The 23,131-nt window shown below is 38.0% G+C and carries 24 protein-coding genes; 11 read left to right on the forward strand and 13 right to left on the reverse strand.

Going from position 1 to position 23,131, the window contains the following annotated elements; all coding sequences use genetic code 11:
- Positions 1-19: 19 nt before the first annotated feature.
- The 5 genes from CEQ21_RS26490 to CEQ21_RS26510 are packed head-to-tail and all read left to right on the forward strand — an operon-like array spanning position 20 to position 3,583.
- Entirely contained in the window at positions 20-1,021 is a 1,002-nt protein-coding gene (locus tag CEQ21_RS26490) for an ABC transporter substrate-binding protein (RefSeq protein WP_185767113.1), read from the forward strand.
- Positions 1,021-1,311: a thiamine-binding protein gene (locus CEQ21_RS26495; protein WP_185767114.1), complete on the forward strand. Its 291-nt coding sequence runs from the start codon at positions 1,021-1,023 to the stop codon at positions 1,309-1,311. The genes CEQ21_RS26490 and CEQ21_RS26495 overlap by 1 nt, the downstream gene beginning before the upstream one ends.
- A complete protein-coding gene (locus CEQ21_RS26500; protein ID WP_185767115.1) occupies positions 1,311-2,069 on the forward strand; it encodes an ABC transporter permease in 759 nt (252 codons plus the stop codon). The genes CEQ21_RS26495 and CEQ21_RS26500 overlap by 1 nt, the downstream gene beginning before the upstream one ends.
- The gene (locus tag CEQ21_RS26505) at positions 2,070-2,819 is read left to right on the forward strand and encodes an ABC transporter ATP-binding protein (RefSeq protein WP_185767116.1); all 750 of its coding nucleotides are present in this window, start codon (positions 2,070-2,072) and stop codon (positions 2,817-2,819) included.
- Positions 2,816-3,583, forward strand: coding sequence for a TatD family hydrolase (locus tag CEQ21_RS26510; RefSeq protein WP_185767117.1), 768 nt, complete (start codon positions 2,816-2,818; stop codon positions 3,581-3,583). The genes CEQ21_RS26505 and CEQ21_RS26510 overlap by 4 nt, the downstream gene beginning before the upstream one ends.
- Positions 3,584-3,623: 40 nt before the next feature.
- Here the strand turns inward: CEQ21_RS26510 and CEQ21_RS26515 are convergent, their stop codons facing one another.
- Positions 3,624-3,986, reverse strand: a complete 363-nt coding sequence (locus CEQ21_RS26515) for a hypothetical protein (protein WP_185767118.1) — start codon at positions 3,984-3,986, stop codon at positions 3,624-3,626.
- A 93-nt stretch (positions 3,987-4,079) separates the two neighbouring features.
- Here CEQ21_RS26515 and CEQ21_RS26520 point away from each other — a divergent pair, with 93 nt between their 5' ends.
- Both CEQ21_RS26520 and CEQ21_RS26525 read left to right on the forward strand, forming a co-directional pair.
- Positions 4,080-4,799, forward strand: coding sequence for a cobalamin B12-binding domain-containing protein (locus CEQ21_RS26520; protein ID WP_185767119.1), 720 nt, complete (start codon positions 4,080-4,082; stop codon positions 4,797-4,799).
- Positions 4,799-5,404, forward strand: coding sequence for a hypothetical protein (locus CEQ21_RS26525; protein ID WP_185767120.1), 606 nt, complete (start codon positions 4,799-4,801; stop codon positions 5,402-5,404). The genes CEQ21_RS26520 and CEQ21_RS26525 overlap by 1 nt, the downstream gene beginning before the upstream one ends.
- Positions 5,405-5,421: 17 nt before the next feature.
- On the opposite strand, the gene CEQ21_RS26530 is transcribed toward CEQ21_RS26525, so the two are convergent.
- The 4 genes from CEQ21_RS26530 to CEQ21_RS26545 all read right to left on the reverse strand — a co-directional run bounded on the left by CEQ21_RS26530 (position 5,422) and on the right by CEQ21_RS26545 (position 10,431).
- On the reverse strand, positions 5,422-8,970 hold the full coding sequence (locus tag CEQ21_RS26530; RefSeq protein ID WP_185767121.1) for a CheR family methyltransferase: 3,549 nt from the start codon (positions 8,968-8,970) through the stop codon (positions 5,422-5,424).
- A 367-nt stretch (positions 8,971-9,337) separates the two neighbouring features.
- Positions 9,338-9,472, reverse strand: coding sequence for a YjcZ family sporulation protein (locus tag CEQ21_RS26535; RefSeq protein WP_127735117.1), 135 nt, complete (start codon positions 9,470-9,472; stop codon positions 9,338-9,340).
- A 39-nt stretch (positions 9,473-9,511) separates the two neighbouring features.
- Entirely contained in the window at positions 9,512-9,610 is a 99-nt protein-coding gene (locus tag CEQ21_RS26540) for a YjcZ family sporulation protein (protein WP_127735120.1), read from the reverse strand.
- A 281-nt stretch (positions 9,611-9,891) separates the two neighbouring features.
- Positions 9,892-10,431: a GbsR/MarR family transcriptional regulator gene (locus CEQ21_RS26545; protein WP_185767122.1), complete on the reverse strand. Its 540-nt coding sequence runs from the start codon at positions 10,429-10,431 to the stop codon at positions 9,892-9,894.
- Positions 10,432-10,781: 350 nt separating this feature from the next.
- Here CEQ21_RS26545 and proV point away from each other — a divergent pair, with 350 nt between their 5' ends.
- From proV to CEQ21_RS26560, 3 genes are read left to right on the forward strand one after another with little or no spacing between them, the layout of a single operon-like run.
- Complete coding sequence (gene proV, locus CEQ21_RS26550; RefSeq protein WP_185767123.1) at positions 10,782-12,020, forward strand: glycine betaine/L-proline ABC transporter ATP-binding protein ProV; 1,239 nt, start codon at positions 10,782-10,784, stop codon at positions 12,018-12,020.
- The gene (locus tag CEQ21_RS26555) at positions 12,020-12,865 is read left to right on the forward strand and encodes an ABC transporter permease (protein ID WP_144452268.1); all 846 of its coding nucleotides are present in this window, start codon (positions 12,020-12,022) and stop codon (positions 12,863-12,865) included. The genes proV and CEQ21_RS26555 overlap by 1 nt, the downstream gene beginning before the upstream one ends.
- 4 nt (positions 12,866-12,869) lie before the next feature.
- Positions 12,870-13,748 (forward strand): glycine betaine ABC transporter substrate-binding protein, encoded by an 879-nt coding sequence (locus CEQ21_RS26560; protein WP_185767124.1) that lies wholly within the window; start codon positions 12,870-12,872, stop codon positions 13,746-13,748.
- A 270-nt stretch (positions 13,749-14,018) separates the two neighbouring features.
- Here CEQ21_RS26560 and CEQ21_RS26565 read toward each other — a convergent pair whose 3' ends face one another.
- Both CEQ21_RS26565 and CEQ21_RS26570 read right to left on the reverse strand, forming a co-directional pair.
- Entirely contained in the window at positions 14,019-15,515 is a 1,497-nt protein-coding gene (locus CEQ21_RS26565; RefSeq protein WP_328593496.1) for a flotillin family protein, read from the reverse strand.
- Positions 15,516-15,557: 42 nt separating this feature from the next.
- A complete protein-coding gene (locus tag CEQ21_RS26570) occupies positions 15,558-16,070 on the reverse strand; it encodes an NfeD family membrane protein (protein ID WP_185767125.1) in 513 nt (170 codons plus the stop codon).
- 277 nt (positions 16,071-16,347) lie between these two features.
- Between CEQ21_RS26570 and CEQ21_RS26575 the strand changes: the two genes are divergently transcribed.
- Positions 16,348-16,653 carry a hypothetical protein gene (locus CEQ21_RS26575; RefSeq protein WP_235907349.1) on the forward strand — a complete coding sequence of 102 codons (306 nt, stop codon included), beginning with the start codon at positions 16,348-16,350 and terminating at the stop codon, positions 16,651-16,653.
- Positions 16,654-16,711: 58 nt separating this feature from the next.
- On the opposite strand, the gene CEQ21_RS26580 is transcribed toward CEQ21_RS26575, so the two are convergent.
- The 6 genes from CEQ21_RS26580 to CEQ21_RS26605 all read right to left on the reverse strand — a co-directional run bounded on the left by CEQ21_RS26580 (position 16,712) and on the right by CEQ21_RS26605 (position 23,001).
- Positions 16,712-17,509: an ABC transporter ATP-binding protein gene (locus CEQ21_RS26580; RefSeq protein ID WP_185767127.1), complete on the reverse strand. Its 798-nt coding sequence runs from the start codon at positions 17,507-17,509 to the stop codon at positions 16,712-16,714.
- Between the two features lie 112 nt (positions 17,510-17,621).
- The gene (locus CEQ21_RS26585; RefSeq protein WP_127735148.1) at positions 17,622-17,888 is read right to left on the reverse strand and encodes a phosphocarrier protein HPr; all 267 of its coding nucleotides are present in this window, start codon (positions 17,886-17,888) and stop codon (positions 17,622-17,624) included.
- 145 nt (positions 17,889-18,033) lie between these two features.
- Positions 18,034-18,378 carry a PTS sugar transporter subunit IIB gene (locus tag CEQ21_RS26590; RefSeq protein ID WP_185767128.1) on the reverse strand — a complete coding sequence of 115 codons (345 nt, stop codon included), beginning with the start codon at positions 18,376-18,378 and terminating at the stop codon, positions 18,034-18,036.
- Between the two features lie 26 nt (positions 18,379-18,404).
- A complete protein-coding gene (locus tag CEQ21_RS26595) occupies positions 18,405-20,336 on the reverse strand; it encodes a BglG family transcription antiterminator (protein WP_185767129.1) in 1,932 nt (643 codons plus the stop codon).
- A 214-nt stretch (positions 20,337-20,550) separates the two neighbouring features.
- Positions 20,551-21,267, reverse strand: coding sequence for a gamma-glutamyl-gamma-aminobutyrate hydrolase family protein (locus CEQ21_RS26600; protein ID WP_185767130.1), 717 nt, complete (start codon positions 21,265-21,267; stop codon positions 20,551-20,553).
- 174 nt (positions 21,268-21,441) lie between these two features.
- Positions 21,442-23,001, reverse strand: a complete 1,560-nt coding sequence (locus tag CEQ21_RS26605; RefSeq protein WP_185767131.1) for a bifunctional metallophosphatase/5'-nucleotidase — start codon at positions 22,999-23,001, stop codon at positions 21,442-21,444.
- Positions 23,002-23,131 lie beyond the last annotated feature (130 nt).

Raw genomic sequence — 23,131 nt, forward strand, 5'->3', positions numbered from 1 at the left:
ATCACAGGAGGCAGTATTTATGAAAAAAATCTTATTGCTGATTGCTGCGGTTCTGCTTATTGCAGGCTGCAGTAATACAAAGGAAGAAAACAAGGAACAAAGCGATGGCAAAAAGCAAAAGATTACGGTCGTTCTTGACTGGACAGCCAATACGAACCACACAGGATTATATGTAGCAAAGGACAAAGGCTATTTTGACGACGAAGGACTTGATGTTGATATCATAACACCTGGGGAAGCTGGAGCAGATTCGTTAGTTGCCTCTGGAAAAGCTGACTTTGGCGTAAGCTATCAGGAAGGAATTACCCAAGCAAGAGTCCAAGGTGTCCCTATTGTATCCATCGCAGCAATTATCCAGCACAACACGTCAGGATTTGCCTCACCTGTTGAAAACAACATTAAATCACCTAAAGATTTCGTTGGCAAAACATACGGCGGCTGGGGTTCGGAAGTAGAATCCTCTGTTATCTCTTCTTTAATGAAGCAAGAAAATACAGATATTAAGGATGTCGATATTATCAATATCGGTGATGCAGACTATTTCACGGCAATGAAGCAAAACATTGATTTCGCCTGGATATATTATGGCTGGACAGGTGTAGAAGCTGAATTACGCGGAGAAAAAATTAATATGATTTACCTGACTGATTACAGTGATAAGCTTGATTATTACACACCTGTTTTATCTACAAATGAAAAAATGATTGCAGATAACCCTGAAACAGTTAAATCCTTCTTGAAAGCAGCGTCAAAAGGTTATGAATACGCAACCGATAACCCAGATGATGCAGCTTCCATCCTGCTAAAAAATGCACCAGATTTAGATGAAGAGCTTGTGAAGAAAAGCCAAGAATGGCTTGCAGCTAAATATCAGGACGATGCACCTCGCTGGGGCGAGCAAAAGCTGTCCGTTTGGGAAAACTATGCAGGCTGGATGTATGACAACAAGCTCCTTGAGAACAAGCTTGAAGCAAATAAAGCATTTACGAATGAATTCTTACCTGATGGAGGAGATAAATAATGGCAAACGCATTGATAAGTGTACAAATCATTCCAAAAACAAAAAACGGGGAAAATGTTATCCCATATGTCGATGAAGCGATTAAAATCATTGAAGAATCAGGTGTTAAATACGAAGTCCATCCATTGGAGACAACAATGGAGGGAGATATGGAAGAACTATTTCACGTTATTAGCTCAATGAATAAAAAGATGATCGAAATTGGGTCCAGCAATGTTATCACTCAAATTAAAGTTCTTTATCAGCCTACGGGAATAGAGATGGAAGATTTAACAGGGAAATATCGTTAATGAATACATTTATCGCAAAAACCTGGAGACCAGTTCTGGTTCTCCTTCTTTTATTTTGTTTATGGGAAGCAGCTGTACGTTATTTTGAGATTGAAGACTGGCTCCTGCCTTCTCCTTCGGCCATTTTCCATGAAGCGGTATTAAGCTGGGATACCTTTTCTGTTCATGCATTCGCAACTGCAAAGCTGTCTGTTACAGGTTTTTTAATTGGCAGTGCCGTCGGGCTGATTATTGCTATTATATTGCATCGTATTGTTTTCTTTAGAGAGTCTGTTTATCCGCTTTTGATTTTATCACAAAACATACCTACAATTGTGCTAGCGCCGCTGCTTGTCGTGTGGTTTGGCTTTGGTATCTTGCCGAAGCTGATTGTGATTACACTAGTTTGCTTCTTCCCAATTACCGTAGCTTGTCTCGATGGTTTTAGGCAAACATCACCTGAGCTTAAGCATTTTATGCAAATGTCTGGCAGCACAAAACGGCAGGTTTTTTGGAAGCTGGAATGGCCCTATGCCCTTCCTTCCATTTTCTCAGGCTTAAAGATTTCTGCAACATATAGTGTTATGGGCGCAGTCATCTCAGAATGGCTTGGTTCGAAAGAAGGAATTGGCGTTTTTATGACAATGGCCTCCCGCTCGTTTAGAACAGACCGTGTTTTTGTTGCGATATTTGCCATCATGATACTAAGCCTGATCTTCTTTATTGTCATTAAATTGCTTGAGACATGGTGTATTCGTGGTAGCAAGGAGGAGAAATAATTGGGTACATTGGAATTAAATAATGTAAGCATGTCATATGATACAAAAACCGTGCTTAAACAACTGAATATGACTATTCATGATGGAGAGTTTGTTTCTATATTAGGACCCTCCGGAAGCGGAAAAAGCACCATTTTCCATCTGATCGGTGGAATGTTAACACCTGATGAAGGAACTATTCTTTTGAGTAACAAGGAAATCACGGGGAAAAAGGGCCATATTAGCTATATGCCACAAGCCCCTTCTTTATTTCCCTGGAGAACAGTACTGGAAAATGTACTGCTTATCCAAGAAATCAACGGCAAAAAAGACAAGCAGCTGGCACTCGATATGCTCAATAAAGCAGGACTTGCTGATTATTCGTACGCGTATCCCGATGATTTATCTGGTGGAATGAAGCAGCGTGTTTCCTTTGTACGGGCTTTGATGAGCCCAATGCCCCTTCTTTGCTTGGATGAACCATTCGGCGCACTTGATGAACTGACAAGACTGGACATGCAAAAATGGCTGCTGTCATTGTGGAGTTTGGATAAAAGAACGGTCCTTTTTATTACCCATAATATTGAGGAGGCACTATATCTATCAGACCGAATTTATATACTGCCCTCTAATCCAAACGACTCACTTATGGAAATAACAGTACCCTTCCCAAGACCTAGAGCAGATGATCTTTGGCTAAACGAGGAATTCCTTAAGTGGAAAAAAGAAATATACTATAAGCTTAAGCCTTCGGGAATGACAGCAAAATGAATAAAATAATTGATGCTCATATCCATCTCGACCAGTATACAGACAAAGCAATCCACAAGATGCAAACAGATGAAACAATTGAACATATAATCACTGTCTCAATGGATAAAGCCTCCTCTATCCGTAATTTGCAGTTAAGCAGAACCTTTCCCTCCGTTCACGCTGCATTCGGCTTTCATCCTGAGCAGCCAATCTGTGGGGAAAGCTATTTTACAGACTTATTCGATTGGATTAGAAACCACCAAACAGAAATGATTGCCATCGGAGAGGTTGGATTGCCGCATTATGAGCGGCTCAAGGATCCGAAAAGTTATCCGCTAGAGCCATATTTGGAATTACTCGAGCAATTTATCTTGCTCGCAAAGGAGCTCCAAAAACCAATCGTTTTACATTGTATATACGAGGAAGCTACTCTTGCCTTAGACTTATTGGAAAAGCACAGCTATATGGCCGCACAGTTTCATTGGTTTAAAGGCAGCAGCCCAACATTGGAGCGCATGATGAGAAACGGATGCTATCTATCATTTACACCAGATATTCATTACGAGCATGATATTCAGTTAATTGCAAAGAACTATTCACCACATCGCATAATGGCAGAAACGGATGGCCCATGGCCCTTTGAAGGACCATTCCAAAATATGAAAACGACGCCAGCCATAATTCATCAGTCGATAGAAAAAATCGCAGAATTAAAGCAAATAACAACAGCTCAATGCTATAAGCAAATTTCAGCAAATACGAAAGCCTTCTTCGCTTTATAACCATACAAAAAAACTCCAGTTGTAGAACTGGAGTTTTTTGTTATTCTCCTTGGTTACTGCTCTTAATGAGCTCCATTCCCTCAGCCAATATCTCCAGAAAGAAGCCAATTTCCTCTGTTTCATCAAGAACCTGAAGCTCTTGTGCAATCCACTCTAGGTTTATGTACAGTAACTGTCTTCCGACTCCACGCGTTTCCAAGACTTCACTTAGCCAAATAATATAATCATGGAAAACCTTTTTATTAAGAAGAGAATACGCTGTTTCCATGTACTGAAAATGGTAGTTTATATCTTCTTTTGTCCGTTTCTTTCCATTCTCTCCAAACCGCTCCAAATCAGGATACTCTTCATAAAATCTCACAAATAACTTTTCAACAATCTTTTCTTTTTCCAATAAATTCATACTCAAATCCTCTGCCTTTCTAGCAATTTCTATTAACTGACTCTACTTTTATAGTATAATTTATGTAATATCTTAACGACAATTTCCTCAGTAATGATAACAAACCAACAGATTAAAACGATCGGACGTGAAAGAAAATTGACTCACTTCGTTTCAGCAAAGGAGTTTGCCTTAGCCCTATTAGAAGGCAATATCCAAAAAAGCATGGCAATCATTCAAGAATTAGATTATCAAGGCTATAATACTGCTTTCATTTACGACGAATTAATTACCCCTGCAATGAAATATATCGGAGAGCTTTGGCAGAAGAATGAAATAAGTGTAGCGGAGGAGCATTTGGCAACAGGTATATGTGAAGTTATCCTATCTCATTACATGTTGAATATACAGAAGGCTGATACCCAGGAAAAGAAAGTATTATTATTTTGCCTCGAAGGGGAGCATCATACAATCGGTTTAAAAATGTGTGCTTCTACCTTTCAGGAGAATGGCTGGGAAGTTAAAAACCTTGGACCTAACCTTCCTCTCGAGCATGCGGTTTATATGGCCCGAAAATGGCAGCCTGATGTTATTGGCATGTCTCTTTCCATGTCCTTTTCCATTCCAACACTCCGTCCGTATATCGAAGAGCTTGAGAGACTTGCGCCACGACCTGCAATCATTGTTGGAAGTAGACTGATTCAAGATTATGATTTGCGGCAATACTGCAGTCCGTCTACTATATTTATCTCTGAGCAATCGGAATTAAAGTCTTGGCTACAAATATACAATAACGCAAATAGCTTGATTCATTCTGTAAGGAGCGATAGTTGATGATGTTAGATTTATCTGTCATACCAGTACCCTTTTTTCAGATTGACAACAGCTATTGCATTCTAGCAAGATCAGCAGCAAGCAACCAAATCTTTGCGCCTGCAGATAATTTTCTTGAGCTTATTGATAAAGAAAGCCGTGAAAAAACCATCGCCTTCTTGAACGAAAGGGAAGGAACGAAGTCCATCGAAGTAAACATGACAACTTCTCCAAAAGGGTTGGCCTTCTTTAACATCCAGTATACTTACGATTCAAGTAATAAGCTTTTTTATGTATTGTGTCACAGTATTGAACAACAGTATACCAATATTTCTTATGAATTAAATCAATTAAGAGACTCCTTGCTGCATCTGCAATCAGGACAAGACATTAAAGAAATGTCGACTACTACGACACGAGATGAGAAAAGCCTTGATAAACTCAATAATATCGAAACAAGAAAGAAGCTGGATAAAGTTAAGAGGTCTACCTCAACGGTCGTTGACCTGCTCGGTATTATTTCCCCACTCATTATTGAAGGAGGAAAAGGTGAGTATCTGGAGATGATATATGACGAGCTCTATGAAATTAAAACAATAGCTGATGAAATGAAAAAAACCCTTTAAATTAAGGGTTTTTTTCATTAACTAATAGGAAATCTCATTTCAACTGTTGTACCAACCCCAACCTCACTAAAGAATGTCAGTGTACCTTTATGGTTATCGATGATTTTTTGACTGATCATCAATCCTAAGCCAGTTCCTTTTTCCTTTGTTGTATAAAAAGGCTCTCCCATTTTTTCCAGCTGATCCTTTGGAATCCCCTTACCCTGGTCTGTTACTTTCACAAGCAGATATCCACCTGTTTCCATATGAGCAGAAATATGAATATTACCTTCTGATTCCATCGCTTCCATTGCGTTTTTTATCATGTTGATGAACAGCTGCTTCAGCTCTTTTTCATTGCAATAAACAGCCGGCAGATTCCCTGTATATTCTAATTGAAGATTGATATTTTTTAAGATCGCCTGTGTATTAAGAAGAACATTGACATCCTCTAATATTCTTTCGATCTGCATTTCTTTAAATGCAACTGCTTGTGGTCTTGCCAATACAAGAAATTCACTAATAATAAGCTCTAACCTGTTAAATTCAGAGAACATTACCTCTGTATATTCCTTATTATACGTATTACTCTGCATCATCAGCTGCAGAAATCCTTTTAAGGAGGTGAGCGGATTACGAATTTCATGAGCGATTCCTGCTGCAAGCTGACCAACAGCAGATAACATTTCTGATTTTTTGAGCATTGCTTCTGACTTCTTGTTTTCCGTTATATCCTCTGATGTGCGCAGGAGGTTGACAAGCTTACCTGTCGAGTCCTTGATGACACGAAAGCTGACATATTCCCATCTTTCAATACCATCATCGAGTCGGTAAGTAATATTCCCTTCCCAATCCTCGCCATCCTTGATCGTATTCCAAATATCATGGAATTCCTCTGCATTTAAATATTGCTCATACACGTCTAAAATATGAAGTCCTGTGCAGTCCAAATCCTGCTTTATTTGTTGCTTAAACCGTTCATTTGTATAATTAATCCTGCCTTCATTATCTGTAATAATAATACTTGTTGGACTTTTCTCAATTACGCTAGAAGTAAGCATAAGTTTCTGATTATAGGTTTTAATTTCCGTTATATCGGTAAAAGTAATAACAACACCATCAACTATATTGTCACTCGTGCGATACGGCATTGCCCTCATGCCATACCAGTTGCCATCATAGCTGCGGATTTCCCGTTCAACCTTTGCAGACGTTTTAAGCACTTCCCTTGCATCCTCGAGAAGAGATCCATACTCCAAATTATGAGAGATATGGAAAAGCGGACGTCCAATATCCATATCAAGCACATTGACAATTTTTTGAACCTCCGGCGTAAACAGCTTGATTTTAAAGCCTTTGTCCAAAAAGATCGTTCCAATATTAGTGTTTATCAACAGATTGTCCAAATCATTTGTTAAATCAGTCAGTTCTGTAATCTTACTTTCATACTCGTTATTAACATTTATTAATTCCTCGTTAACAGACTGGAGCTCTTCGTTTGTAGATTGCAGCTCTTCATTCGAAGCAATTAATTCCTCATTAGTAGATTGGAGCTCTTCATTGGATGTTTCTAGCTCCTCAATTGTTGTTTGCAGATTTTGTTGGGTATAAAACAATTCCTGCTCTAAATCAACAACTCTTTCACTTATCGTACTATCATGATCAAAATATATAGGGGGACTAAGTACCCCTATTTTGTTATCATCTTCTTCCTCCTGAAACAAGATGATAGAAAGAGCATCCCTATCCAAAAATCTTCGAATAGTTAAATCAAAGTATTTTTCCTCTTTATCAATAACCAACAGGATGTTTTTATATGTTATTTCCTCTTCGTTTTCCTTAAGCTTCTTCAAGCCTGTTCCAATAATAACAGAAAGATGTGCTGGCACCATTTTAAAAATGCTGTAATTTGTCTCTCCGATTGGAACAGATAAGAAACGATTGGCTTTCTTTGAAGTTAGGACAACTTCATTCTGCTCATTAAGGATAATACAAGGATTAATGAAATCATTAACAAGCTTTTGATAAAGCAAGTCTACCTTTCTGCCTGGCATTGCATCAAATAGGGTAGCTGGTGCATGAATATCTGAATGGGTAATTTCCTTTGCCTTGTGTTTAGAGTGGATAGCAGGCTCCTTTAAATCCCATTTATCACTTTGCTTGTTCCGGAAAATTTTCCATTTTGAGTGAATCGGCTCGAAAAGCCCTGAAAGCTTGCCGATTGTTTCGCTTGAACCTAAGAACAGGATTCCATTTTCAATAAGAGAAAAATGGAAAAGGGACAGAATTTTCTGCTGCAATTCAGGCTGAAAGTATATCATCATATTGCGGCAGCTAATCATATCGATGTTAACAAACGGTGAGTCTTTAGAGATATTGTGAGGAGCAAACACAATTTTTTTTCTGATAGATTTTTTCACTTGATATTTATCCCCAGCCGGTTCAAAATACCTTTCTTTCATATATGGTGGAACTTCACTTAACAGCTCGCTCTCGTATAGTCCTTGGCTTGCTATTTTAATGGAATCCTTATCTACATCTGTTGCAAAAATCCGAAAATCAATGGCCTCATCTAATGATTCCATGTATTGATCAAGAAGAATCGCTAATGTGTAAGCTTCTTGCCCTGTAGAGCAGCCAACCGTCCACACTCTAACCTCTTCTTCGCCATTTTCCAGCTTATTTGCGACAATATCCGGTATCAGCTTCTCAATTTCCTTAAAAGCCTCTGGGTCCCGAAAGAATTGAGTAACTCCTATAAGCAAGTCCTTATGCAGCAAATCAATTTCCTCTGGGAACTTGAACAAGTAATCCCGATATGCATCTAATGACAGCATAGGCTCCTTAATTACCTTCATCCTTCTCTCAATCCTGCGCAAAACACTGCTTTTTTTATAGAAGGAAAAGTTAATACCTGTTCTTTTCAGCAAAATATTAAAAATATGCTTAAGTGACTCATCACTATAAGTCAAACTTGATGGGTCTGTTATCGTCTGCATAATAATTGGGATGTCAGAAGGAGCCTCGATATAATCAGCAACACCAGAAGTAATCACACTTTTAGGCATATTATGGAATTTAGCTGTATCCTCCTCTTGAACGAACACAACTCCACCATTATCTTTAATAATTCGAACTCCTTCTGTCCCATCTGTTCCATTACCGGAAAATATAATGCTGATTGCTTTCTGTTTCTTTTCCTGTGCTAAGGATATAAGGAAAGTATCGATTGGGAAGTTATAATGCTTGTCCTTCTCATACTCTTCTAACTGGAACACACCTTCAGAAATCGTCAAAAATTGATTAGGAGGATTTAAGTATATTGTATTTGGAACCAACTGCATTCCCTTTGCCGCCCGCAAAATATTCATATTTGTTTTTTTGGCAAGCAATTCAGGCATAAAGCTCTTATACTTTGATGAAAGATGCTGTACAATGACAAACACCATACCAGTATTAGAAGGCATATTTGCGAAAAATTGCTCAATTGCTTCCAATCCACCAGCTGATGCACCAATTCCGACGACATAAAAGTCATTCATCAGTTCAGTTTGCTCAGATGAATGGGTAGAGATGTTTTCAGTCATAATTTCCCCCGATTCTTTTATAGAATATATGTATTTTAATATGTAAGTTACTTAGTAAGTTATATCCCTATTATGTATAAAAATGTCTCCACCCTAATCTTATTGTAATCTATAGAGGCAAATGAAAATAGGTTATTTGCTATATATTTATGGTATTTTTTCATTTTTTCTATTTTTAATTTATCATATTCACCAACACTCATCTTCCCCCTCTAAAATTACAAAAAAACTTTTTTAGTATTCTTTACCCGTATTTTTTAACGGTTAAACTTCTTTTCGTAAGTTTTTTTTAATTTTTTAAAAGTTTTTTTCTTAAAAGTAAAAAAGCCTGATTCTTATAGTAAGAATCAGACTTTTTCTTTTCAGCTTACCATTTGAAGCAAGCTGCACCAACGATAATTAACAGAATGAATAAAACTACGATTAAAGCAAATCCTCCACCGTAACCAGTTCCGCAAGAATAACCATAACTAGGATAACCACAACCACCATATCCGTACATATAGTGTTCCTCCTTCTATATATTTTTAGTTTTTATCTCTTAGTAACCGCCGTAGCCCCAAGAAGCGCCAATGATAACCAATAAGATGAACAATACTACTAATAAAGCGAAACCTCCGCCGTATCCAACTTCACCCATAATTAACTCCTCCTTTTCTAAATTCTATATATCCTATTCAAATGACCCATAATGTGCGATAGTTAAATGCACATTTTTTAGGTTTTTGACTAGTACAAGCAGAATTCACAAAACAAACATATTTATTAGAGAAAAAGGTTAGCTAGCTCAAAAAAAGAGACGGAAGATAATATTGTTGATTGGTGTGGCGAAACACTCCCGCGCATTGTGATTTGATTTATCTAAAATCTTCATTCAATAAAAAAAGGCCTCTTTATAGAAAAGAGAACCCTTTTGGTTTGTTATTCTGGTTTTTTTAAAGGTATAAGCTCGAAGATTTCCTTTGATTCAAGACTGTCTACAAATCTGTTAAGCCAATCGTAGTAATCAAGAGCATTTTTTAATTTATTAATATCACTAATTGCCAATTCTTTAAGTTCTTCCTCAATATCATCCCGACTAACAAGGCTATTTAATTCTGCAAGTGACTTTTTCATTTCCAAAACATTTTCAGAAATAGCAGATCTCCACTTTATCGCAAAAAAGTCAATAAAATTCTGGTACCAGTCGCTTTCAGCTTTGTATAAGTCCTTTCTTACCCCTTTTTTCCAAACTTTATCGACCATCTTCAATTCCAATAAAGTTCTGACAGAGGTGCTCATACTCGTTTTGCTCATCCCAAGCTCTTCCTTCATTTCATCGAGTGTCATAGGATTTTCCTGAAACATCAGCATTCCATATAAGCGCCCAATTGAATCTGTCACACCATACAAATCCATGTTCTGTGCAACAACATCTATTACTCTTTCCCGTGCCCTTTCCAGCTGTTCTTTACCTTCCATGCTATATTCACATCCAATTTAATCATTCATTATATAGAAGAAAAACGGAGATCTTGATGTTTATTATCATAACTGTCTATCTCCACTTTAATGCATCTACGTTGGCTTCTTATAATATTATTCCTTTATAGATTATCACGATTGGAAAATTTGTAAAGAATCAAACTTAATAGCATTTGGCAGTATTTAAGAGGATTTTTAAGGAAACACACATTACAGTACGTACAGTTTTTTCTGTACGTACAGAATGGATGAATTTGACTGAATATAAGCTTTGCGGTAATTAGTGAAAAAATACTATACTTATGGAGTGCCATGATGAACGGTTCCCGAAAAAACGAGGTGAAAGAATGGAAAACAACGTAAAAGTAAAAATTGAAGATGTGACAAAAATCTTCGGTAAAAACAGTAAAAAAGCCATTTCCCTTCTACAAAAGGGTGAATCTAAAGGCGAAATACTAAAGAAGACAGGTTCAACTGTCGGGGTTAATAAAGCTAGTTTTGAAATTAAAGCAGGCGAAATATTTGTCATTATGGGATTATCCGGAAGCGGAAAATCAACACTTGTTCGTATGCTGAATAGACTTATTGATCCAACACTTGGAAAAATCTACATTGATGGCAAGGACATTGTCAAAATGTCGAAGGATGAATTACGTAAAGTTAGAAGAGAGAAAATTAGCATGGTGTTCCAAAAATTCGCTCTCCTTCCTCATCGTACAATCTTGGAAAACACAGAATTCGGTTTAGAGATACAAGGCATTGATAAAGCTACACGCAAACAACGTGCTTTAGAATCTCTTAAACTAGTCGGATTAGAAGGCTACGAAAGCCAATATCCTGATCAATTGAGCGGTGGTATGCAGCAGCGTGTTGGACTTGCAAGAGCACTTGCTAATGATCCAGACGTATTGTTAATGGATGAAGCTTTCAGTGCACTTGACCCTTTAATTCGTAAAGACATGCAAGATGAGCTTTTGGATTTACAATCAACCATGGAAAAAACAATCATCTTTATTACACATGATTTAGATGAGGCATTAAGAATTGGTGACCGAATTGCATTGATGAAGGATGGCTCGATTGTTCAAGTCGGTACACCAGAGGAAATCCTGATGAATCCTTCTAATGACTATGTTGAGCGCTTTGTAGAAGACGTTGATCTGTCAAAAGTGCTTACAGCAAATCACGTTATGAAACGTGCAGAGGCTGTAAATGTAGACAGAGGCCCACGTGTTGCCCTTCAAATGATGAGAGACCTTGGTATTTCAAGCATTTATGTCGTAAACAAAAAAAGAAATCTGCTTGGAGCAGTAACAGCAGATGCAGCAAGAAGTGCAGTTGAGAATAATAAGCCACTGCATGATATTCTCGATGAAACACTGACAGTAAGCGGTGATACGCTGCTTGTAGACCTTTTTGACAAAGTATCGACAGCAAGTATTCCTGTTGCAGTAGTTGACGGAGATCATCGTCTAAAAGGCATGCTTGTCAGAGGTGCAGTTATTGGTGCCCTTGCAGGAAACAACGAAAATATTAACAGCCAAACAGATATTATGGAAACACAAAAAACGGAGGTGGTGAACTAATGGAAAACTTACTTCCAAAACTTCCGGTTGCAGATTGGATTGACACTTTTGTTGATTGGCTGACTTCCACATTTGAAGTAGCATTTGACGGCATTAGTGAAGGTCTTGAAGTTGTAGTAGATTCATTAGTAGCAGTATTTGCTTTTATTCCTTCCTATATCTTTATTATTTTATTAACATTGATTGCTTGGAAGCTTGCGAATAAAAAAATTGCTTTATTTACATTAGTTGGTTTATTCCTTGTAGATAATCTTGGTTATTGGGATCCAATGCTTGATACTTTAGCACTTGTATTATCAGCTGTTATTATCTCGATTATTATAGGAGTCCCACTAGGAATATGGGCATCTCAAAAAAATACCGTAAAACAAATCGTTGTTCCTGTATTAGACTTTATGCAGACAATGCCAGCATTCGTATATTTAATACCTGCAATCTTCTTCTTTAATATAGGAGTCGTTCCTGGTGTAGTAGCTTCTGTAATTTTCTCTATGCCGCCTACTATTCGATTAACGATTCTTGGTGTCCAACAGGTGCCTGCCGATATTACGGAAGCAACCGAGTCATTCGGAAGCACAACGGCACAAAGACTTATGAAGGTTCAGCTTCCTCTTGCCATGCCAACAATTATGGCAGGTATTAACCAAAGTATTATGCTTGCACTATCCATGGTAGTTATCGCTGCAATGGTCGGAGCTCCTGGTTTAGGTGCTGACGTATACCGTGCAGTTACACAAATCCAAATCGGACGCGGCTTTGAAGCTGGTTTGGCGATTGTAGTTGTTGCAATCATTCTAGATAGAATTACGCAAAACCTTGGTACAAAAAAAAGAGGGGGAATTTAAACATATGAAAAAGTTTATATCCATGCTATTTGCTGCAGCTTTAGTGTTTGCACTTGCTGCATGCGGATCAAAAGCAGACGAGAATGCTTCCATCGGGGAGCAAGTAGATCACGAAATTATTGGAATTGACCCTGGTGCAGGAATTATGAAGGCCGCTAACAAAGCAAAGGAAGACTATGACTTGTCTGACTGGACCATTGTGGAAGGCTCAAGTGCAGCAATGACTGCAACATTAAAAAAAGCTTATGATAAAGAAGAACCAATTATCATTACAGGATGGACTCCGCATTGGATGTTTAATGCATATGACCTAAAATATTTAGAAGATCCTAAAGGTTCATTCGGCGAAGATGAAAATATTCATACAATCGCACGTAAGGGTCTTAAAGAAGATATGCCTGAAGCATATCAAGTGCTTGACAACTTCCATTGGGATACAGATGCAATGGGCGAAGTGATGATGGAAATTTATGATGGAACACAACCAGAGGATGCAGCTGCTGCATGGGTTAAAGATAATGCAGATGTAGTAAGTGAGTGGACAAAAGGCGTTTCTAAAGTAAATGGCGATAAAATTAAACTAGGCTATGTTGCTTGGGATAGTGAAATTGCCAGCACAAATGTAATCGGCAAAGTTTTGACTGACTTAGGCTATGACGTTACATTAAGCCAAGTAGAAGCTGGTCCAATGTGGACTGGAGTAGCAGATGGAAGCCTTGATGCACATGTTGCAGGCTGGCTGCCAATTACCCATGAAGACTATGCGACTAAATATGAAGGCAAATTTGAAGATTTAGGTGCAAACCTTGAAGGAACTAAGCTTGGTCTTGTTGTTCCTAGCTATATGGATATCGATTCAATCGAAGACTTAAAAGAACAGTAATACAAATGAAGGGTATCCCGCATTGGGATACCCTTTTTAGCTTGTCTGTAGAGTAAAAAAGAATTGCTGCTTTTTTATATACTTATTTGACTAGGACGTTATAAATAAGGCTAAACAGTAATAACAATAAAGCAGTCTTGCGCCTTTACATACTGCTGAGACTCTATTACATCACCCTAAAGGAAAATCAGCTAATAAAGACCCCAAGCTATTATGCGTGTATATCACGATAAATAGCTTGGGGTTGTTTATGACTAATATATATTGTTATTATTCGTCAGCTTCTGTGCGGATTACCTCTCTGTTCTTTCCAGACAGATTTTCAAGAAGCTCCTTCACGTCAATTCCAGCAGATGCTTTGAGTGATTCCTGCATCGTTGCCATTAAGTCTGTCGCATATCCTGATACTTTGTTGGCACCAGAGCTGCCATTACCACCTGTATCCACAACCGTAATTTTATCAATATTACCAAGCGGGCTGGCAATTTGCTTAGCATATTCAGGAAGCATCTCCAACACCATATCCAGAATAGCAGCCTGACCGTACATATCGTAAGCCTCTGCAATTTTCCTTTTCGCCTCTGCTTCTGCTAAACCTTTCAAGCGAATAATTTCTGCTTCTGTTTCCCCTTTTGCCTTGTCTGCTTCCGCTTTCGCCAAACCATCGACACGAACCTTCTCTGCTTCCGCTTTTGCTTGGGACTCAATGCGATACTGGTTTGCATCGGCTTCGGCCATCTGTCTGCGTTTGTTTGCTTCTGCTGACTGTTCAACCGCATAACGATCTGCATCGGCTTTCTTTTTCACTTCAGAATCATATTGCTTCTCTCTTCTTAAGATCTCTTTTTCTTCCAATTCAATCTGCTTTTGTCTTTCAATAATTCGAATCTGCATTTCCTGCTCTGTAACATCTTGTTTAGATCGCGCTGTTTCTAAGTCATATGCCTGGTCGGCACGCGCTTTTGCGATATCCTGATCCCTTCTAAAATCAGCCATTTTCATCTGGTTTTCTTTTTCTGCTTCCGCTATTTCAGTAGCGCGCTCCAGTTCTGCCTTTTTCGCATCCTTATCTGCTTCAGCCCTTTTTATTCTTGTTTCTTTATCTGCCTCAGCTGTTGCAATATCGGCGTCTCTTTTTACTTGAGCAATTCTTGGCTTACCAAGGGAATCCAAGTAACCATTCTTATCCCTGACATCCTTTATTGTAAAGGAAACGATGATTAAGCCCATCTTCGCTAAATCCTGTGAAGCGACACGCTGTACTTCCTGTGAGAACTTATCTCTGTTCTTATAAATTTCCTCGACTGTCATGCTCCCAAGAATGGAGCGAAGATGTCCTTCCAGCACTTCTCTCGCTTCATTTTCTCTGTCTCCCTTAGGTTTACCGAGGAATTGTTCTGCAGCTGTCGCAATTTCTCCAATTGATCCGCCGATCTTAATGATAGCAGTACCATCTGCCATAACAGGCACACCTTGCTCTGTATAAACCTCAGGTGTTGACACATCAAGCTTGCTTGACAGCAGGCTTAATGGCTCTGATTGCTGGAATACCGGCAGAATGAATGTACCTCCACCGCGGATAATTTTGATTTTATTACCTGATTCATCTACATGAACATTTCTTGAGCCAAGGTAGCTTCCAGTTACAATTAATGCTTCATCTGGACCAGCCGTTTTATATTTCGAGATAAAGATACCTACTAATGCAATGAATAAAATAAGTACAATTCCGATAATAATCCAAATTTCTAAACCGATTCCAAGCATATATAATTCCTCCTTTTTGTCTTTCATTCTTCATATTTCTAACTAGCCTTCATACGGTACTACGTATGCAATGCTGTCCTTTACTTCTATTACAATTGTTTCCACTCCATACTCGATTGCTTCATTGTAGAAGCTTGCTGCTGTTTTTGATATGTTCCCACTTGTACTTTCAATGATTATTTCCCCATATCCATCCATTGGAATGGTTGTTATAACCTTTCCAACTCTTCCCTTTAACGATTCTTCATTATAAACCAGCGATTCTTCTGCAGAAGATAATGGTATTAATACAAAAAAATGGAAGCTTAAAGCTGCAATAAAGGCTGCCAGTGCTGATACAACAAGAATTACGATGCTGTTCAAGCCACTATAGCGTTCTAATAAATATCCGCATGCAGATAATATTGTTAAAAAAGAAAGCATTACTGTGGGATTAAGGATACCGATATCTGTATGCAAAATATCGGAGAAAAAGATGGAGAATAAAATGAGTATGCCTGAAATTACTAAAAGTGCAAGATAAATGGACGGCAACGAAAATCCGAATAATTCCATAAGCATCATTCACTTTCTTTAAAATTTGCTTGCATGAATTGCCTTCTTTAATCATCACCTGCCTATAATTAGCTTTGTTAGTTTATATACGAATGTACAGCAAGATAGTTTCAGTATTTAGCGATTTTTTTCATCATTCTTATTATTGTTGTTTACTATCTTCATATTTTATTGATTATTAATCATCTTTTTGAAAAAATTCTCATATTTTACTAATAAGCAGTTAATTAGTATTTTCTTTACGTAACTTTTGAAGAACGCAAGTATGGAGGATAAGATGAGTCGATCAGAAAAACATGCAAACCAGGATCATAAGAAGGGGAAAAAATCAGTTTACATTATTTGCTGCTGTGCCTTACTTCTTCTTTTTATTGGCGGTTATTTCTTCACAGAGTATTTCTTTGCTGATAAGCCAAATGATCAAAATTTAGGAGACAAAGTAGTCATTACACTTCCAACTGGCAAAAAAGTATTTACTTATGAAAATCTTATTGTCGAGGAAAACGGAAAGCTCTTATATAAAGGAGACAGAAATACGCTCGACCTCACTGGCGGTGTGATCGTTTATGAGGATTGGGATTAGCCTACCAACTGGAAACAAGCTGGTCCACCAAGTATGGACCAGCCCTTGTTTCTTCTGCTTATCTTAATGTCTCTTGCTGTGCTTGTTTAGCTAAAAGCGGTCGTTCATTGCTCCAAATCACCGCTACCGGGAACGAGAAGTATTCAGTTAAGCAATTACTTGTCAATATATCCTCAGTTTTGCCCTTGGCAAAAACCTCTCCATCTCTTAACAACAACGTAGACGAAAATACCGGAAGAATTTCCTCCATATGATGTGTTACATAAATAATGGTCGGACAACTTTCCATTTGGGCAAGCTGCATAATGGTCTCAAGCAATTGCTCTCTCGCTAAAAAGTCAAGACCTGTTGCCGGTTCATCAAGTATAACAAGCTCTGGATTGAGCATTAAAGCTCTCGCTATTAAAACCCGCTGTTTTTCTCCTTGTGACAAGCTTGAATATGGTCTGTCTGCATAGGAATAACAGCCAAGCTGCTTCATAAGATGGAGCGCTTTTTCTCTCATCACATCTGTCGGTGTTTCATACAAACCAATACTGGCAAACGCACCGCTCAGAATAATTTCATATGCGCTGTCTGCTACATAGAGATTTTGCTGAAGTCTGCTTGAAACAAGACCAATTTTTTTGCGTAAAGATGCACCAAGCTCCGCCTTGCCAAATTCCTTGTCAAGGACGGTCATTTTTCCTACTGTTGGATGATAATAGGCACAGATCATATTTAGCAAAGCGGTTTTCCCTGCTCCGTTTAAGCCATAAAGAACCCAATGCTCTCCCCTTTTAATTTCCCAATCAATGTCCTTTAAAATCCATTTACCGTTCCGTTTCAATCCAATACCTTCAGCCTTAACAACCATTCGCTTTTCCCTCCCTTTATAATTTTGCAGGAAACTCCGAATATTTAGATAATAAAACCTTTAAAATTAAAAACCCCCTTTTTATAAGGGGGTTTTTATGTATTTGTTGCGATTAGCCTACTAGGCCTTCTTTTTTAAGAACTGCTTCTAAACCATCAACAGCTTCTGTTTCGTCTTCACCAGTTGCAGAAATAGTGATTTCTCCACCTTTTGGTACACCAAGTGACATAACGCCCATGATGGATTTCAAGTTTACAGATTTGCCTTTATAAGCAATTTGCATGTCTGATTTGAATTTGCTTGCAGTGCTTACTAATAAAGTAGCAGGTCTAGCATGTATTCCAGTTTCATCAATAATAGTAAAAGTTTTTTCGCTCATGGTAAAATACCTCCAAATAAAATATGTGTTACCTTTCTATTTTAGCTGATTTTGATAGTGAATACTAACTTTTTTTCTTTTCTTTTCCGTACTTCTTCTATCTTTTGATAAAGATTGAAAACTATTCATGATTTTTACATCTTCTTTATTGTTTACTTTTGTCCGAAATTATTTCATTCCTGTCTTTATCTGAAACCAGTTTCTGAGCCAGCTCTAATACTTCTTTGGCATTAAATGTACCATAGTCCACTGTGTTAATGATCGATACAGGAACTCCTTTTTTACTTGCCGCATTTGTTACATCACGCAACAAAAAACGAACCTGCGGACCAAGCAATATGACATCAGCCTTGTCCATATGATGATGAATTGCTTCTGCGGGTATTGCCCAAATTGTACAATTAATTGCATTGCATTCAGCGTATTTTTTCATTTTGCGCACTAACAGGCTTGTAGACATCCCCACAGCACAGCATAGAAGTATTCTCATAGTATCCTCCCCATTAGCCATCATTTTTATGAAGGAAAAACTGACTTGAATTCGGAAAAGCTCTTGCATTTTAACAACTGCTGAATGATTGTCGGGCTGTCGAGAACATCTCCAAGCACGTCATACAATTCTTGAAAATCACCTGTACTGTTCTTTTGCACACTCAACAGACAGATAAATTGAACACTTTTCCCGCCCCAGTCAATCGGCTTTTGTAATGTACAAAAGGCCCAGAAGGTCTTGTCCGTCTGTGGTGTGTTAGGGTGAGGAATGGCAACCATGTTTCCAAAGCATGTTGGTGACACATTCTCCCGCTCTCTTACATGATCCATGAAGCTACTATTAATCAGTTCAAGACTCAAAAGCTCTGCTTCAAGAAAAGCAAAGATTTCCTCCTTCGTCTCAAACGGTTTTTGTAAGTAAACCAATTCTTCGCGGATAGAGGAATAAGCGCTTGTTTTAGCCTTTTTTGAATATAAGGCGCCATTAATTTTTGCAAAATCCCTGTCACCAAGAATTGTATTTACCTCAATGACAGGAACCTGGATGTCTTCTTTAATCGGAATGGTACTTATGATAAGATCAATTTCGTTAAAATTAATTTCCTTCACTTTATAAAGCTCCGTCGTTCCAATCATTTCTAATTCAGAACTGTACTGGGATTTTAATTTATAATATAAAAGGTTAGCGCTGCCAACTCCTGAAGCACAAACAATCATACAGCGCTTCTTTTTGCTGCTGACTTTTTTCCTTTCCATTGCCGCCCCGAAATGCAGAGCTAGGAAGGCAATTTCATTTTCATGAATGTCATAGCCTAACTCCTTTTTAATAACACCGGCTGTAACAACACCTGCTTCAAACGGAATCGGATAGTTTGATTTAATGTCATCAAGCAATGGATTCCTCAAGTTCATCTTATAACGGAATCTGTTAATGGCTGGCTTTAAATGCAATGATAAACCAGTGAAAAGTTCCTTATCCTTATCTATTTGGAGGTTCATTTTATGTTCAACCTCATCTAGAATATTTGTTGTTAAGCCCAGTATTCGTTCGTCAATGAAATCAAGCACTTCCCCGTCTGTCAAAGCATGATGACTCAGAAGCTTTGTGCCAAGCAAATGGATGGCAATATATGCAACCTCTGTTTCAGGGAATTCAACATGTAAAGTATTTTCAATTGTTTTCACAATCTTTTTGGAGACTGTATATTCCTTTTCGTCCGTAATGTCATTGGTCTCTTTTGGAATGGCCGAAATATAATTTCCCTCTCGTATACGCTTACAAGCAATCGCAATATGAACAACGAGATTATTCAAGCTTATATCTGACAGCGTAATCGCAGCGATCCTGATTTGTTCAAGGATAATCGTTCGGATTGCCGTCAATTCTTCGTTTAACAGGAGTGCTGCCGGATCATAGGTAAGCTCCGTATGGTCGAGTTTTCTGTTAAATAAATACTCTGACATACAAAAACGGAGGTTTACTTCCTCCCCCTTTAGCCTCATTCCTGAGTTCCCTGTCTTCTCCACCTTTAAGTCATAGCTTTTGAGAAGCTCTTTCACTTCTTTTAAATCATTCTGAATGGTTGACTTGCTTATGAACAATTCATCTGCTAAATCCTCTAGCTTTAAATTTTTATCTGTAAGCAAAAGGCGATTAATGATGTAATGGACTCTTCCACCTTTTAGTGTCGGTATGATCTCGTCTTTTCCTTCATGGAAGCTTTCTTTTAGAAAATTTCGGAAAAGCTGATCGCTTTCGATCATTAATTGATAACCTTGACCTCTGACAGACTTTATTTTCGCTCCGTTAGCAGCAAGCAATGACTCAAGTTCCTTCATATCATTTCGGACAGTTCTTGAAGTAACATGAAGCACTTTTGATAATTGTTCGCTTGTTATAAGGTCTTCGGCAGCCATAAGCTGCTTCAATAAGTTTCCTGTGCGGTTCTCTAACATTTCTTTCACCCCAGTTTATTCTTTTCAATCGCTGTGGGTTTACAATCATTTCAATATATAAAAAAACATCACGTGCTTGCCTGAAACACAAAATAGCAGAAGTTCCTACTACTATACATACTAGCACTTTTTGCATATGTTCACTATAAAAACGAAAAATTTACTTCCTCTTTGTATAAAAAAAAGAGGGCTGGCCTTAACCTGCCCTTACCATTTATTTTGCTGCCGCGACAAACTGAGCAAAAATCTCGTTCATTCTTTCTGAAGTGGCAGCCATAGACTCTGGATGCCACTGAATTCCAAGCAAAAATGCTGGATAGCTTTTATGCTCAACAGCTTCAATAATGCCGTCAGAGCTTTTGGCAACAGCTTTCAGCTCCTCTGCCAGCCCGTCAATTGCCTGATGATGAAGGCTGTTAACTCTTTCCTTCTCTACACCTAATATTTCATAAATGCGGCTGTTTTTATCAATTGTCGCCCAATGGGTATCCCTGCTTCTGTCCACTGTTTGGGTATGCTGAATACTTTCACGAACTTGGCTTGGAATGTCTTGAAACAAGGTACCGCCTAAAGCAACATTTAATATTTGCACACCTCGGCAAATAGCTAAAATTGGTTTTTGCTTCTCCATGGCAACCTTTAGAATAGCTAATTCAACAGTATCCCGAAGCGGAATTGTACTGCCTAATTTTTGATGTGGATCTTGTCCATAAAACTGCGGATCAACATCCTCCCCGCCGCTTAACAGTATCGCATCACAATGGTCCACCATATCTTCTGCCAGCTCCTCGCTCACATAAGGCAAAATAACCGGCAGCCCACCATTTGCATATATAGCCTTTTGGTAATCGTGATGAACATATGTACCATCCATAAATTTATTATGAAATACATATGCACCTGTTATCCCTATTACAGGTCTAGTTGACAATGCTCCTCATCCCTTCTCCACTGAAACAAAATATTTTTTTAATATTAAGACTATATTAGCGAAAAAGGAATGTCAATAAATGTTTATAAGGCATTACCGCATAGTAAAAAGGAGCATTGCATGTAAATGCTCCTTTTATAGTTTAGTAATTTATTTTATGGATAATTCCCAGCTTTACCAGATGACCTTCCAGTTGTGGTCACATGTTGCTGTTACTGTTTTTCTTTCCAGAATATAGTTGGCGATAAGCTCTGACATATCAAACTGGATTTCCCGCAGTACAGGTTTATTTTGATACATGAAGTAATTACCGCCGCCGCCAGCTCGATAATTGTTCATGACAACTTCAAACTGTTCGTCTTCTTTCATGTCACTTCCTTCATATTGAAGTTTTGTGACTCTATTGCCAACTGGTTTAGAAATGTCCAGCACATAGTCGATCCCTTCCCACATGTCATAATTATAATGCTGCGGTTTTGGATATAAATAGGATTTATTTACAGTTGGATTACCGTTTTCATCGACTTCAAAGTATCTCGCACTTTGCTCTAATGCATCCTTAATATCCTTTCCGGATATGGAAAGAACCTTCAATGTATTTGGATAAATATAATTTGACACAATATCTCTCATTGTGACATTCGGCTTGAATCCAGGTGAATCGTTGTTAAACAATGCCGTATTGGCAATTTTCACTCCTGCAGCCTCCATTTGGACTTTATTAATGAATTCTATTAATGGAGTGTCAGACAAGCGTGTTTCCATCGGATCACATACCGTCATATCACCATCAATAAAGCCGATAGGTGTATCTAGCCAGTGTTGTGTGCTCTGTTCATATTCAGACGCAAGATTTAAAATACTTGCATCTGCTGTTACACCTTCTGTTGATAGAAGCTCCGCTTTTTTAGCTGTCAATTCTCCATTATCATTAAATGTTAAGGTTACTTTTCCGACAAGCTGGCCATTATTACTTGCTTGAATGATTTCTACTCCATTTATATTTCCACTCAAGGTTCTATGCTGATGTCCTGTTAAGAGAACGTCTATGTTTTCTATTTGTTCACACATGCTGTACCCTTGGTTTTCTCCAGTAAGTGCTTCCGTCGGCTCACCTGTGTCAATATCTCTTTCAAACCCGCCATGATAGGAAACTACTATACATTCAGGCTGTTCCTCTGCTTTTATCTTTTCAACCCAATGTTTTGTCGCTTCCAGTGCATCACAGAAGGCAAGTCCGCTTATATTGCTTGGATTTTCCCAATTAGGTATGTAATGTGTTGTAATTCCAAGGATTGCTATTTTAATTTCCCCAATTTTTTTGATTATGTATGGCTTACCTAAAAACGGCTCATTTGTATCTTCCTTTACAATGTTTGCACAGAGCCATGGAAAGTCTGATTCATTAACTGCTTTTTGAAGAATATTAAGTCCATAATTAAATTCATGGTTGCCAATTACCGCCCCATCATACTGAAGCGTATTTAATATTTGGATCATCGGATTGTTTTTGTCTGCCAATGATTGCACATAATGATATGTTAATGGTGTACCTTGAATTAAATCGCCATTGTCAATAACAATTGTATGCTCAGATTTTGAACGTTCTTCTGCCAATATGGTCGCCACTTTTCCGAGACCAACATTTGCCGGCTGATTATTGCCATAAAGAAGAGGATAAATATTTCCATGTACATCGCTTGTAAATAATATCGTTACATTTGTATCTGCCAAATTACTCCACTCCTATATCTTCGTCGACTCGCTTGCATGCTTTATTATAGTAGAAGAGCATCGTTTTTTCTTTCTTTTTTTCAAAAAATGAAGATGTTTCAAATCTAGTGAGATATTTCACAATAATTTT

It is taken from the genome of Niallia circulans, from assembly GCF_007273535.1.
GTDB lineage: Bacteria > Bacillota > Bacilli > Bacillales > Cytobacillaceae > Niallia > Niallia circulans_B.